The following is a 13,610-nucleotide window of genomic DNA, read 5'->3' on the forward strand; positions in this document are numbered from 1 at the left end:
TGGTCATGAGCCTTCACCCTGATATCGCCGCGTTGCTCGAGATGATCCAGCTCGGAACCGAAACCGGCGCGCGCATCCCGTTTCCGCAACTCACGCCGGCGCAGGCGCGCGCCGATTTCGACGCCTCCTCGCCGCTGCTGGATGTCGATCCGCCGCCGCTGGCGTTCGAGAGGCAGCTTGCGCTGCCGATGCGCGACGGGATGGAGATTGCAGGGCGGCTCTATGCAGCGCGGCCGTTGGATGTCGCCGATCCGATGCCCGTGCTGCTCTACATGCATGGCGGCGGCTTCGTCGTCGGCAGCCTCGACTCGCACCAGCCGCTGTGCCGCGGCCTCGCGGATGACAGCGGCGCGGCGGTGCTGTCGATCGACTATCGGCTGGCGCCGGAGCATCGGTTTCCGACGGCGTTCGAGGATTGCGTCGATGCGCTCACCTGGATCGGGGGCGAGGGGCCGGCGCTTGGCTTCGACCCGCGGCGAGTCGCGATCGGCGGCGACAGCGCGGGCGGAACGCTGGCCGCGGCGCTGGCAATCGCCGCGCGCGACGACCGGGCCTTGCCGCAGCCGATCCTTCAGGTCCTCGCTTATCCCGGGCTCAGCCCGCAGCAGATTTCGGACTCCTACGAGAACTACGGCTCGGGCTATCTGCTCGAGCGCGAGACCGTCGACTGGTTCTTCGACCACTATCTGCCCGAAGGCACTGATCGCCACGACTGGCGATTTGCGCCGCTGGCGGCCTCCGACCTCACGCGCGTCGCACCCGCGCTGATCATGCTGCCCGAGTTCGATCCGCTGGTCGACGAGGGGCAGGCCTATGCCGCACGCTTGCGCGAGGCCGGCGTCGCTGTGGACTTGAAGGTCTATCCCGGCATGGTCCACGAGTTCCTGCGCATGGGCAACGTCGTGCCCGACGCCCTCCAGGCCCGCGCCGACATCGGCGACAAGCTCGCTGCTGTCTTCGCCACACGAATGGGAGCCGGCGGCCGATGATGACGCCATCCAATCCGGCAATCGCCAACGTCGGAAGCCTGCTGCGGCCGTATTGGCTGCTGCTGGCGGCAGCCATCCTGCTTGGCCTGCTCGGCGGCGCCAGCGTTGCGGGTCTGCTCGCCGTGGTGAACCGCGGCCTTTACGCAGGCGCAGGCGACGTCGGCGGCCTGATTGCCTCGTTCGCGGGTCTCTGCATCCTGATCGTGATCGGGTCGGTTGGCTCTGACATCAGCGCCAATATCGTCGGGCAGCGGATCGTGGCCTCGTTGCGCAAGTCGCTGGCCGCCAAGATCCTGATGGCGCCGATCGACCAGCTCGAAGCCTATCGGTCGCACCGCCTCATCCCGGTCCTGACCAAGGACGTCGATGCCATCAGCGATTTCGCCTTCTTCTTTCCCGCCTTCCTGGTGTCCGGCGTCATCGTCGCCGGCTGCCTGATCTACCTCGCGGTGCTGTCGTGGCCGTTGTTCCTGGTCACGGCAGCTTTGATCGCGCTCGGGTCGTTCATCCATTACCTCGCCCGCAAGCGCGGAATGACGGGCTTCAATCTGGCGCGCCAATACGAAGACGATCTGCAGAAGCACTACCGCGCGATCTCCGACGGTGCCAAGGAGCTTCGCCTTCATCGCCAGCGCCGGCGCCATGTCCATGTCGATCTGATCGGACGGACGGTCGACCGGATCGGCGACGTGCAGATCAAGGCGATCAATCTGCTGGTGACGGCGCGTGCGCTCGGGACGGTTCTGCTGTTTCTGGTGATCGGGACCGCGCTGGTGCTGCGTCCACTGCTGTGGCCCGGCAGCCCGGCCTCGGTGTCCAGCGGCTTCGTGCTGGTGCTGCTGTTCATGCGCGGACCGATCGACCAGTTGATCGGCATGCTGCCGTCGCTCGGCCGCGCCCAGGTTGCGATGCGCCGGATCGCCGAGTTGTCGGAGCGTTTCACCGCCGCAGAGGCTGAACTGCTCGATGATCCCCAGGATCGGACCGCTGAGCAGATCGAATCCATCGAGCTGCGCGGCGTCTCCTACGCATTCCCTGCGTCGTCATCCGAACGCCCTTTTGTCATCGGACCGATCGACCTTCGCATTCGCCGCGGCGAGATCGTCTTCATCGTCGGTGAGAACGGCAGCGGCAAGACGACGCTGATCAAGCTGCTGCTTGGACTCTATGTGCCGGACCGCGGCGTGCTGCTGCGCGACGGCAATCCCGTCGTCAGCGAGACCCGCGATGACTATCGGCAGCTCTTCACCACGATATTCTCGGACTATTTCCTGTTCGACACCCTGGCGCATCAGAGCAACCAGCCGCCTGACCTCGCACATCGCTATCTCGACCGACTCGAGCTCGCTCACAAGGTCTCGATCCATGGCGGCGCGTTCTCCACCACCGACCTGTCGACGGGCCAGCGCAAGCGGCTCGCCTTGATCAATGCCTGGATCGAGGGACGGCCGGTGCTGGTGTTCGACGAATGGGCGGCCGATCAGGATCCGGCGTTCCGCCAAATCTTCTACACCGAGCTGCTCGCCGACCTCAAACGTCTCGGCAAGACGATCATTGTGATCTCGCACGACGATCGCTACTTCCACTGCGCCGATCGGATCGTGCGTCTGCGCGACGGTCGGATTGACGCCAGCGACGCCGCGGAACGCCGCGAGCCGGCACAAAGGCAGCGCACGCTTACGACTGTTCTGCATGAACCCGCTGCATCGCTTGGAGCATCGAAGCCGTGAGCCGCATCTTTGTAGTTAATCTAAAAACAGCGCTACGGACTTTGTTGTCTTCGTCGTGCCGGCCGATCTACATCCTGAGCGGGAGTGGACAGAGATGACGCCCGTGCAGATCAATGAGAGGGAGGGAGTTCGCATGAGCGCGACCGCGAGCGTTACGGGCAGTATCCGGACATTCCCTGTCGCAACCGACGCGACAATGTCGGTCGTTCGCGACGATGACGGGCTTCGGGTGATCGCGGACGGCGCGCCACTGCTGGCGCTTCGGCCGGATGGTGAACTGACGCGTCTGATCGTGCACGACGGGGTCGATGATTGGCGCCGGCTGTCGCGCGGAGCCGCGGCAATGGCCGAAGCGGTCTTTGCCTGGACGCCGTCGCTGCAGAGGCTCGACCTTGCACTCGACGACAACACGGCAGCAGCATCGGCCCTTGCGAACGATGGCCTCGCGGTGGTGACCGACGGCAGGCTGGCGCTGTATCCGGACATGGTGATGCAGTTTCGCGAAAACTGGCTGACGGACGCCGCGCGCCCGGCGTTTCCACAGTCCTACGCGATGACCGACGGCAGGCGCCATCCGCGGCGGCCGCCCAAGCCGGTCGGCACCGTCTACGCCCGTTTCATTCCCTGGCTGTCCGACGTCGTCAGCTTTCGCGTCATCGACATCGCTCACGATCTCCCGTTGGTCCACCGCTGGCTCAACGATCCGCGGGTGGACTCGTTCTGGAACGAAGCGGGGGACATCGACAAGCACCGGCAATATCTGTCACGGATCATGTCGGACCCGCACATGGTGCCGCTGATCGGCTGCTTCGGAGATCAGCCGTTCGGCTATTTCGAGCTCTACTGGGCGAAGGAAAATCGTATCGCACCGTTCTACGACGCGGCGGACTATGATCGCGGCTGGCACGTGATCGTCGGCGAGGACGGTTTCCGGGGCCGCCGCTTCATCACGGCCTGGCTTCCCTCACTCATGCACTACATGTTCCTCGACGACTGTCGCACCGAACGTGTCGTCGGCGAGCCGGCGGCGGCACATTCCCAGCAGCTTCGCAACCTGGATCTGGCGGGGTTTGCCCGGCTCAAGAACTTCGAATTCCCCCACAAGCGGGCAACCCTGGTCATGTTGCTGCGCGAGCGCTTCTTCGGCGACCGGCTGTGGCAGCCGGCGGCCAAGGAAGCACCCACAGAAGCCTAGCGCGGACGGAGCATCACCATGTCGTATCATCCTGCCCCTGACTATGATATCGTCGGCGTCGGCTTCGGGCCATCGAACCTCGCACTGGCGATCGCGCTCGACGATTGCTTCAGACAGCAGCGTCTGAAATGCCGGTCCGTGTTCCTGGAAAAGCAGCAGGACTTCAAATGGCATGGCGGAATGCTGCTGCCCGGCAGCAACATGCAGATCTCCTTCCTCAAGGACCTGGTATCGCTGCGCGATCCGACCAGTCCGTTCACCTTCGTCAACTACCTGCATAAATCCGGCCGGCTGCTCGACTTCACCAACTGCAAGACGTTCTATCCGAGCCGGATCGAGTTCAACGACTATCTCCGATGGGTCGCAGGCCAGTTCAGCACCACGGTTGCCTACGGAGAAACGGTCGAGTCTGTCGAGCCCGTGCATAGCGGTCAATCCGTCACCGCGCTTCGTGTGCTCACGCGCATGGCTGACGGAAAGGAGCGATCACGCGTGACGCGTCACCTCGTGGCGGCCGTCGGCGGTGTGCCGCACATCCCTTCCATATTTCAACCGATCGCGAGGGATCCGCGGGTCGTGCACACCAGCGGCTATCTGAGTTCCTCGCTTGCGGCAGGATCGGATGGCCGGTCGCCGCGGGTGGCAGTCATCGGCGGTGGGCAAAGTGCGGCTGAGGTCACGCTCGATCTGAGCGAGCGGCTTCCGGACGCCCAGATTGATCTGGTCTTCCGTGGGCACGCGCTCAAGCCGGCGGACAGCAGCCCGTTCGTGAACGAGATCTTCAATCCGGACTACACCGATTATTTTCATTCGCGGTCCGATCGGCAGCGCGAGACGATCGTCCGCAGCTTCCGCAATACCAATTATGCGGTGGTCGACCCCGATCTGCTCGATCAGCTCTACCGGATGACGTACCAGCAGCGGGTTGCCGGCGCTCGGAAACTGGCTCTCCATCCGCGCAGCGAGATCGTCGCAGCCTATGCCTCCCCTGAGGGGATGGTGCTCGAGATCGTCAACAAGGACGAAGAGGTTCGCCGCCGGGCCGCGTACGATGCTGTCGTGCTCGCCACCGGCTACGAGCGATCTCCGATCCCGGCGTGTCTCGGTCCGATCAGCCGCTACATCGAATCGGCGTCGCTCGACCGCGACTATCGTCTGCAGACGAGCCCGGCGTTTCGTCCGCAGGTCTACGTGCAGGGCTGCGCCGAAACCTCGCACGGCCTCAGCGACACACTCTTGTCGGTGCTGCCGATGCGGGCACAGGAGATCACACAGTCGCTGGTGTCGGCAACAGAACAGGACGCGGCGCAGTCTCACGATCAGGAGCGCGTGTATTCGTGATGGACGGCCGAATGCAAGGCCGCGATGAGCGCGCTGCGTGCGGCGTCATGAAATGAGACGGAAGGATATTGCCGCAACGATCGGGGCGTCCCTGTCGTGTCGCGGTCGAATTGTCATCGGGGGGCGCCGTGCCTGCAATTGCTGGATTGCCGACATCTCGGGTCGGCCGGCGGGTGCGGTGGAGTGCAGGAATGGAAATGGGTGAGCCGCATCTGCCTGAGCGGGCCGTAACCTTGCTGGTGTCGAGTGAATACGCGCGGCTCGTCGGGCGGACCATGTCGGAACGGCTCGACTACATCGTCGACATCGCCTCGCTGCATACGCGCGACGAGTTGGTGCGGCGGCTGGACCTCGGCCGCGTGGTCGTGCGGCAGGTCGAGAAATGGCTCGCGTTCCATGGGCGCCGTTTGCGGCGTCCGAATGAAAGCATCGATATCGTCATGTGCGGATTGGAGTTTCGGAAGCGGCGTGTCCGGCGCTCCCGGGTGGCGGTACGAACGCGACGATTGAACGGCAGGACGCTCCCGAGGGAGCCAGGCCGAGGCGGCTGAACGGCTCGGGCTCTGCCTGAGCGGCGAGCCCACCGGAGACTCCCATCGAGGCACTGACGGGACCGCGATGCACACGGAATGCACCGCGGGCGTTATCGCGTCGCATCATGGAAAATGAGACTCGTCGTCAAGGTCGAGGCGGGGCGGGTTGCGCGGGGGCTCGGCTCATCCGCTAGCCTCCGCGGTCGATGGGGGCTCACCGTCGCTCGTCAGAGATGACGCGAGGCGACGGGAAGGTCCACTGCCAACATGGCCAAGAAAACAGTGGCCGGCACACGCTCGTGTGCCCCAGCAATGGGCGACAAGGGAGGAGTTCGATGCACATGCGAAGTGTAGGTATCGCCGTGTTCACGGCGCTTTTGCTGTCCAGCACAGCGTTCGCGCAGGAGAAGATCAAGGTCGGCGTCACCGCGACGCTGGAGGGCACCTATACCGTGCTCGGCGAGGACGGAATGCGCGGACATGTCACCGCGCTGAACGTGTTGGGTAAGAAGGTCGGCGACAAGGAGCTGGAATTCGTCGTCGCGTCGACCGACGCCACGCCGGACTCGGCCGTCCGTGCCGTACGCAAGCTGATCGAGCAGGACAAGGTGCAGATCCTGCTGTCGCCGCTGTCGGGTGACGAGGGCATCGCGGTCAAGAACTTCGCCAAGACGCACCCCGAGCTGACCTTCGTCAACGCCGCGTCGGGTGCGCAGGAGACCACCTATGTCGATCCCGCGCCGAACTTCTTCCGCTTCAACATGGATGGCGCCCAATGGCAGGTCGGCCTCGGCAAATACGCCTATGAGACCAAGGGCTACCGCAAGATCGCGACCGTCGGCGAGGACTATTCCTTCATCTACACCCAGGTGTTCGGCCTGGCGCTGGAGTTCTGCGGCCTGGGCGGCAAGATCACCAGCCGGCAATGGGTCCCGCTCGGCACCAAGGATTTCGCGTCGGTGATCGCGGCGCTGCCCGATGATGTCGATGCGATCTATCTCGGCCTCGGCGGCGCCGATGCCGTCAACTTCCTCAACCAGTATCAACAGGCCGGCGGCAAGGCGCACCTGATGGGCGGCTCGATCATGATCGACCAGACCATCCTGTCGTCCAAGGGAAATGCCAAAAACGCCCTGATCGGTACGATTGCTGCATCGGGTCAGGCCGATACCTGGGAGGATCCGCGCTGGCAGAAGTTCGTGAAGGCCTATCAGGACTCGTTCCCGCCGGAGAAGCGCTTCCCGAGTCCGTCGCTGCTGGCGACCAACTATTATGGCTCGACCATGGCGTTGATCCTGGCGCTGCGCGAGGTCAATGGCGATCTGTCGAACAACCAGGCCAAGCTCAAGGCGGCGCTGGCGAAGATCGAGATCGATGCCCCCAACGGCAAGATCAGGCTCGACGCCAACCGCCAGGCCATCGGCACCAACTTCGTCACCGAGGTGGTCGACGACGGCAAGGGCGCGCTGTTCAGCAAGGTCGTGAAGGTGATCCCCGACGTCAACCAGACGCTGGGATACGACGCCGCGACCTTCGCCAAGATCGGCCTGCCGAGCCGCACCGTGCCTGAATGTAAGAAGTACTGACCTTTCGACAGGGAGCGGCGCGGCTCGAGCGGGCTCGGGCCGCGTCGTCGCGTCCCTTGCTTTCTGACATGCAATGATCGACGCTGACGAATAATAAAAGCCATTTCGGTGAGGAAGTGATGAGTAGGGCGCTCGCCGTCTTTCATGCTCGCTTCGGCCGTGCGACGGTTTATCAGCTCAATCGGCCATTCAATTTGCATGCCCATCGCGAGGGACATCTGATCTTTCACGTTGGTGGGACGCCGGCCGACATCGACGTCTGCGACCAGCACTATCAGATCGGTGAGGACTGGATCGTCGCGGTCAATCCGTGGGAACCGCACAATTTCCTGCCGAACGACATCGACAACGGCGCCATCTTTTTTGTGCTCTACGTCAATGCGGAGTGGTTCACGCCCTCGGCTGCGCGCGAGCAGGGCCTGCGGTTTGGCCGTACCTGCTTCCGGCGGACTGCCGCGCTCGATCGCTGTATTCGCCGCACCGCAGCGTTGGTATGTGGCGCGCCATCGCTCGGCTGTCTCGATGGCGAGCTGAGGCAGCTCATCGACAGTTGCTACGAGGAAAGCTGGCGCGTCTCGGAGCAGATGCCCGAACGGCCATGCGCGGAAGTGACGGATTTTCGTGTTCGCAAGTGCATCAAGCTGATGTCGGACAGTCCGTGCGCCGAGATCGAGCTCGATCACATCGCCCGCGAATCGGGACTGTCACGGCCTCATTTCTATCGGCTGTTCCGCAGCCAGACCGGTGTGACGCCCAATCTCTATCTGAATACGCTGCTGATGGAGCGAGCGCTCGATGCCGTCGTGGCAACGGAAGCGCCGATCGCCGATATCGGCTTCGATCTCGGATTCACCTCGCAGAGCGGCTTCACGCGCTTCTTCGCCGGCAATGTCGGCATGGCGCCGACCGACTATCGCCGCGCTGCAAAAGTGCTGCGCGCCTGACCTGCTGCTGCGCGTCGCGCGAAAAGAGACTGTCGATCAAGTGCGCACTCTCGTCTGCCGCTACACTCTGGGCAACGTGATCCGCAGAAGGATCCGACGAGGGAGGACGAGCGATGGCCGGCAGACCCGGCGATCTTCGGCTGAATGCGCCTTTCCGCTGTGACGACGGATCCGTCCCTCGTATCCTGAGGGAGGGGTGATGAGCCGCTTCATCGAGCGTCACCCGATCTGGTCCCTCATCATTCTCCTCGCCTTGGCGCTGCTGGCGTGGCTGATCTTCGCCGTGTGGCCGCCGGGGCTCGAGGAGGCGATCGGCCGCAAGAAGGTGTTCCTGAGTGCGGTTTTCAACGGCATCACGCTGGGCGGACTGTATTTCCTTGTCGCGAGCGGATTCACGTTGATCTTCGGCCTGATGCGCAACGTCAATCTTGCGCACGGCTCGCTCTATCTGCTTGGCGGCTATGTGGGCTACGGCGTGTCCGCCGCGACGGGGTCGTGGATCCTCGCCTTCGTCGCCGCCTTCATCGTCGTCGCGGCCATCGGTGTTCTCCTGCAACTGCTCGTCTTCCGCCGCATGGAGGGGCAGGACCTGCGCCAGACCATGGTGACGATCGGCCTCTCGATTGTGTTCGCCGATCTGATGCTGTGGGCGTTCGGCGGCGACTTCTATCAGATCCAGACGCCGGCCTGGCTGATCGGGCCGGTGCAGCTGCCGCTGATGACGGCGATGAAATCGTCGGGCGAGGCGGTGTTCCTGCAATATCCGCTGGTGCGGCTGGTGATCTTCTGCGGCTCGGTCGTGATCGGCATTGCGATGTGGCTCGCGCTCAACCGCACCCGCGTCGGCATGATCGTGCGGGCCGGCGTGGATGATCGCGAGATCCTGGCGGCAACCGGCGTGCAGATCCAGCTCGTCTTCGTGCTGGTGTTCGCACTGGGCGCGGGGCTGGCCGGCATTGCCGGCGTGGTCGGCGGAACCTTCCAGTCCATCTCACCCGGCGAGGACACGCGCTTTCTGCTGGCCTCGCTGGTCGTCGTCATCGTCGGCGGCATGGGATCGATCCCGGGAGCCGCGCTCGGCGCGCTGATCATTGGGCTCGCCGAGCAGCTCGGCTCGGTCTACATCCCAACCTATGCGATCGTCGTGACCTTCCTGATCATGGTGCTGGTGCTCGCGCTGCGGCCCCAGGGCCTGCTGGCGAGGCGATGAGATGTCGCTGATCCAGGAGGCACGCGCGCGGGAGAGCATGCTGGCAGGCGGCGCCGCACGGCAGCCGGTCGCATGGTCGGCCACCGAGCAGCCCTGGGCCTGGGCGGTCGCCACGCTGCTGCTGATCATGCCGCTGATCGCCAACGGCTTCTTCCTGATCGAGATCTTCGGCACGACCCTGATCCTCGGCACCATCGCGCTGAGCCTGATGTTCCTCGCCGGCTATGGCGGCATGGTCAGTCTGATGCAGCTGACGATCGCGGGCTTTGCCGGCTACATGGTTGCCGTGTTCGGCGTCAGCGGCAACGCCAATATCAGCCTCGGCTGGCCGTGGTGGTTGGCGACGCCGGTGGCGCTGGTGCTCGCGGTGCTGTTCGGCACGCTGGGTGGTGCGCTGGCGGTGCGCACCGAGGGCATCTACACCATTATGATCACGCTCGCGATCGGCGCGGCGTTCTATTATTTCACCAACCAGAACTGGGCGATCTTCAACGGCCACACCGGCATCAACACGATCGCCACGCCGCATGTTCTCGGCGTCGATTGGCGTACGGATATCGCGTTCTATTACCTGACGCTTGCGGTGGCCGCGCTGTGCTATTTCGCTGTGCTCTATCTGTCGCGCGCGCCGTTCGGCCTGGCGCTGCAGGGCGTGCGCGACAATCCCAGGCGCATGGCCGCGCTCGGCTTCAACGTCAATGCGCATCGCATCGCCGCCTATGCGTTCGCGGCCCTGATCGCCGGCATGGGGGGCGTGCTGCAGGTCTGGAACTATCGGCAGATATCGCCCGGATCGGTCGCGGTCGAGCGCTGCATCGACATTCTCATCGTCGCCGTCGTCGGCGGAATCACCCGGCCGGTCGGGCCGTATATCGGCGCGTTCATCTTCGTCATCCTGCGCACCTTCGCGCTCGACTTCCTGGTCAAGGTCGGGCTCGACGGCAACCGGTTCCGGCTGCTGATCGGGCTCGGCTTCCTCGCCATCGTGTTCTGGTCCTCCGACGGCGTCATCGGCCTCTATGAGCGGTGGCGCAAACGCGGCCAGCGCACGGAGGAGCGGCCCCGTCCGGGAGGTCACGGCCATGGATAGGGTCGCGGACCGGCTCTCAGCGCTCGGCTCGACCGCAGCCCTCGAATTGCGTGGCGTGACGCGGATGTTCGGCGCGCTCGCCGCGCTGACCGACATCACGATCACGGTGCGGCCCGGAGAGCGGCGCGCGGTGCTCGGCTCGAACGGCGCCGGCAAGACCACCTTGTTCAACTGCGTGACCGGCGACTTCCTGCCGACGTCAGGCACGATCCGCTTCTTCGGCGAGGACATCACCGCCTTTCCGCCCTACGAGCGGATCCGCCGCGGGCTGCGCCGCACCTACCAGATCTCGGCACTGTTCCCCGGTCTGTCGGTTCGCGACAATGTCTATCTGGCATGCCGTGGCGTCTCGCGCGCGCGCTTCTCGATGCTGCGTCCCAGCGCCAATGACGCCCTGATGCAGGCGGCCGAGCGCCTGATCGAGGCCGTGCATCTGACGTCGGTGCGTGATCAACTGGTTTCGGAGCTCGCCCATGGCCAGCAGCGGCAGCTCGAGATCGCGCTGGCGCTGGCCGGCGCGCCCCGATTCATCCTGTTCGACGAGCCGGCGGCGGGTCTGTCGCCGACCGAGCGGCGCGAGCTGGTCGAGATCCTGACGTCGCTGCCGCCGCACATCGGTTACATCATCATCGAGCACGACATGGACGTGGCGCTGCGCGTCGTCGAGAGCGTGACGATGATGCACAACGGCCGCATCTTCAAGGAGGGCGCACCGCAGGAGATCGAATCCGATCCGGAGGTGCAGGAGCTCTATCTCGGAGGCGGCCATGAATGATATCCGCCGCTCCGCGCCTGCGCTCGAGGTCCGCGGCCTCGACGTCTACTACGGCCATTCGCATGCGCTGCAGGGCGTCGACCTCCGGCTCGACAGCGGCGTGTTCTCGCTGGTCGGCCGCAACGGCATGGGCAAGACGACGCTGTGCAAGGCCATCATGGGCCTGCTGCGGCCGTCCGGAGGGACGGTGCGGCTGCGGGGAGAGGATATCACGGGCCTCAATCCCGCGCGCATCGCGCGGCTCGGCGTAGGCTACGTGCCGCAGGGGCGGCGTCTGTGGCGCTCGCTCAGCGTCGACGAGCATCTGCGGCTCGCGGCCGGCCAGCGCCGCGGCGCCTGGACTGTCGAGCGCGTCTACGAGACGTTTCCGCGGCTCGCCGAGCGCCGCAACAATGGCGGCGGGCAGTTGTCCGGCGGCGAGCAGCAGATGCTGGCGATTTCGCGCGCGCTGCTGACCAATCCGCAGCTGCTGATCATGGATGAGCCGACGGAGGGCTTGGCGCCGGTGATCGTCGCCCAGGTCGAGGAGATGCTGATCCGGCTCGGCCAGGACGGCGACATGGCGGTGCTCGTGATCGAGCAGAACATCGGCGTTGCAACCGCAATCTCGGCCCGCGTCGCGATCATGGTCAATGGCCGCATCAACCGCATCATCGACTCGGCCCGGCTCGCCGCCGACCGCGAGCTGCAGCAGCGCCTGCTCGGCGTCGGCCAGCATGCCGGCGACGAGACGGATCTCGGCACGGGGCAGGACGGCGACGCGCCCGCCGCACGTGCGGCGGCGCCAACGACGCCGAAAGCTGCGCCCGTCAAGGTTTACGTCTCCAATCCCGTGCTGCCGACGCGCTGGTCGCAGCCGGTGCCGATCGCGCAGATCGAGGCCAAGGCGCGCACGCTCTCCACCAGCGTCAGCCGGCTTGACGAGGCCGCGCGCCAGGGCCGTGAGCGCGCCGTGCCGATCGCGTCAGGTCCGCCCGCGGTGATCGTCGCCGGCACGCTCGACACCAAGGGTGACGAACTGCGCTTCATTCGCGATCTCGTCGCGAGCCACGGGCTGCGCACCCGGCTGGTCGACGTCTCCACCAGCGGACGCCATACGAGCTGCGACGTCTCGGCCCAGGAGGTCGCGCTCAATCATCCGCGCGGCGGCTCCGCCGTGTTCGGCACCGATCGCGGTGCATCCGTCACGGCCATGGCCGACGCGTTCGCGCGCTGGCTGCGCCGGCAGGACAATGTCGCAGGCATCATCTCGGCGGGCGGCTCCGGTGGTACGTCGCTGGTCGCACCTGGCATGCGCGAGCTCCCCGTCGGCGTGCCCAAGCTGATCATCTCCTCGGTCGCCTCGGGAGACGTCGGCGCCTATGTCGGGCCGGCCGACATCGCGATGATGTACTCGGTCACCGACGTCCAAGGACTCAATTCGATTTCGCTGATGGTGCTGAGCAATGGCGCGCATGCGCTTGCCGGCATGGTGATGGCGCGCGAGCAACGGTCCGCTGTCGCTGATCGCACCCGACCGCAACGTCCCGCGATCGGCATCACCATGTTCGGCGTGACCACGCCGGCGGTGCAGAAGCTCACCGCCGAGCTGCGCGACGACTACGAGTGCCTCGTCTTCCACGCCACCGGCGTCGGCGGCCGCTCGATGGAGAAGCTGGTCGATTCCGGCATGCTCGCCGGCGTCATCGATCTCACCACGACCGAGGTCTGCGACCTGCTGATGGGCGGCGTGTTTCCGGCGACCGAGGATCGCTTCGGCGCGATCATCCGCACCCGCGTTCCCTATGTCGGCTCGGTCGGCGCGCTCGACATGGTCAATTTCGGTGCGCCCGAGACCATTCCGGAGCGCTATCGCGACCGCAAGTTTCATGTCCACAACCCGCAGGTCACGCTGATGCGGACGACGGCGGCGGAGAACGCGCAGATGGGGCGCTGGATCGGCGAGCGGCTCAACCGCATGGACGGGCCGGTCAGGTTCTTCCTGCCCGAGAAGGGCGTGTCGGCCCTCGATGCACAGGGACAGCCGTTCTTCGATCGCGAGGCGGACGAGGCGCTGTTTCGCAGCCTCGAACAGACGGTGCGGCAGACCTCGAACCGGCGCCTGATCCGCGTGCCGCATCACATCAACGACAATGAGTTCGCAGCAGCGATCGTCGGTGCCGTCAGGCCGATGCTCGGGCGGCTGCCGGCGCGGCGCAGACAGGCGAGGTGATGGTG

Annotated in this window: 11 protein-coding genes; all 11 read left to right on the forward strand. The window is 65.3% G+C overall.

All coding sequences use genetic code 11. The annotated features are described in order from the left end of the window. Nucleotides 1-5: 5 nt before the first annotated feature. The 11 genes from ACQR1X_RS14235 (at nucleotide 6) to ACQR1X_RS14285 (ending at nucleotide 13,605) form a co-directional block, all read left to right on the forward strand. Complete coding sequence (locus ACQR1X_RS14235; protein ID WP_434892584.1) at nucleotides 6-989, forward strand: alpha/beta hydrolase; 984 nt, start codon at nucleotides 6-8, stop codon at nucleotides 987-989. Continuing rightward, nucleotides 986-2,719 carry a cyclic peptide export ABC transporter gene (locus ACQR1X_RS14240; RefSeq protein ID WP_434899055.1) on the forward strand — a complete coding sequence of 578 codons (1,734 nt, stop codon included), beginning with the start codon at nucleotides 986-988 and terminating at the stop codon, nucleotides 2,717-2,719. The genes ACQR1X_RS14235 and ACQR1X_RS14240 overlap by 4 nt, the downstream gene beginning before the upstream one ends. 133 nt (nucleotides 2,720-2,852) lie before the next feature. After that, nucleotides 2,853-3,914 (forward strand): GNAT family N-acetyltransferase, encoded by a 1,062-nt coding sequence (locus ACQR1X_RS14245; protein ID WP_434899181.1) that lies wholly within the window; start codon nucleotides 2,853-2,855, stop codon nucleotides 3,912-3,914. Nucleotides 3,915-3,932: 18 nt separating this feature from the next. Continuing rightward, nucleotides 3,933-5,255: a lysine N(6)-hydroxylase/L-ornithine N(5)-oxygenase family protein gene (locus ACQR1X_RS14250; protein ID WP_434899056.1), complete on the forward strand. Its 1,323-nt coding sequence runs from the start codon at nucleotides 3,933-3,935 to the stop codon at nucleotides 5,253-5,255. Between the two features lie 197 nt (nucleotides 5,256-5,452). Further along, nucleotides 5,453-5,806: a hypothetical protein gene (locus ACQR1X_RS14255; RefSeq protein WP_315803163.1), complete on the forward strand. Its 354-nt coding sequence runs from the start codon at nucleotides 5,453-5,455 to the stop codon at nucleotides 5,804-5,806. 317 nt (nucleotides 5,807-6,123) lie between these two features. Continuing rightward, nucleotides 6,124-7,374, forward strand: coding sequence for an ABC transporter substrate-binding protein (locus tag ACQR1X_RS14260; RefSeq protein ID WP_434899057.1), 1,251 nt, complete (start codon nucleotides 6,124-6,126; stop codon nucleotides 7,372-7,374). Between the two features lie 119 nt (nucleotides 7,375-7,493). Then, nucleotides 7,494-8,318, forward strand: coding sequence for an AraC family transcriptional regulator (locus ACQR1X_RS14265; RefSeq protein ID WP_434899058.1), 825 nt, complete (start codon nucleotides 7,494-7,496; stop codon nucleotides 8,316-8,318). 199 nt (nucleotides 8,319-8,517) lie between these two features. Next, nucleotides 8,518-9,528 (forward strand): branched-chain amino acid ABC transporter permease, encoded by a 1,011-nt coding sequence (locus ACQR1X_RS14270; protein ID WP_315802949.1) that lies wholly within the window; start codon nucleotides 8,518-8,520, stop codon nucleotides 9,526-9,528. A 1-nt stretch (nucleotide 9,529) separates the two neighbouring features. Continuing rightward, nucleotides 9,530-10,618, forward strand: coding sequence for a branched-chain amino acid ABC transporter permease (locus tag ACQR1X_RS14275; RefSeq protein ID WP_434899059.1), 1,089 nt, complete (start codon nucleotides 9,530-9,532; stop codon nucleotides 10,616-10,618). Next, on the forward strand, nucleotides 10,611-11,393 hold the full coding sequence (locus tag ACQR1X_RS14280; RefSeq protein ID WP_434899060.1) for an ABC transporter ATP-binding protein: 783 nt from the start codon (nucleotides 10,611-10,613) through the stop codon (nucleotides 11,391-11,393). The genes ACQR1X_RS14275 and ACQR1X_RS14280 overlap by 8 nt, the downstream gene beginning before the upstream one ends. Continuing rightward, nucleotides 11,386-13,605 (forward strand): ABC transporter permease, encoded by a 2,220-nt coding sequence (locus ACQR1X_RS14285; RefSeq protein WP_316237906.1) that lies wholly within the window; start codon nucleotides 11,386-11,388, stop codon nucleotides 13,603-13,605. The genes ACQR1X_RS14280 and ACQR1X_RS14285 overlap by 8 nt, the downstream gene beginning before the upstream one ends. Nucleotides 13,606-13,610: the final 5 nt, after the last annotated feature.

Source organism: Bradyrhizobium sp. HKCCYLRH3073 (assembly GCF_051167995.1).
In the GTDB taxonomy this organism is placed as follows: Bacteria; Pseudomonadota; Alphaproteobacteria; order Rhizobiales; family Xanthobacteraceae; genus Bradyrhizobium.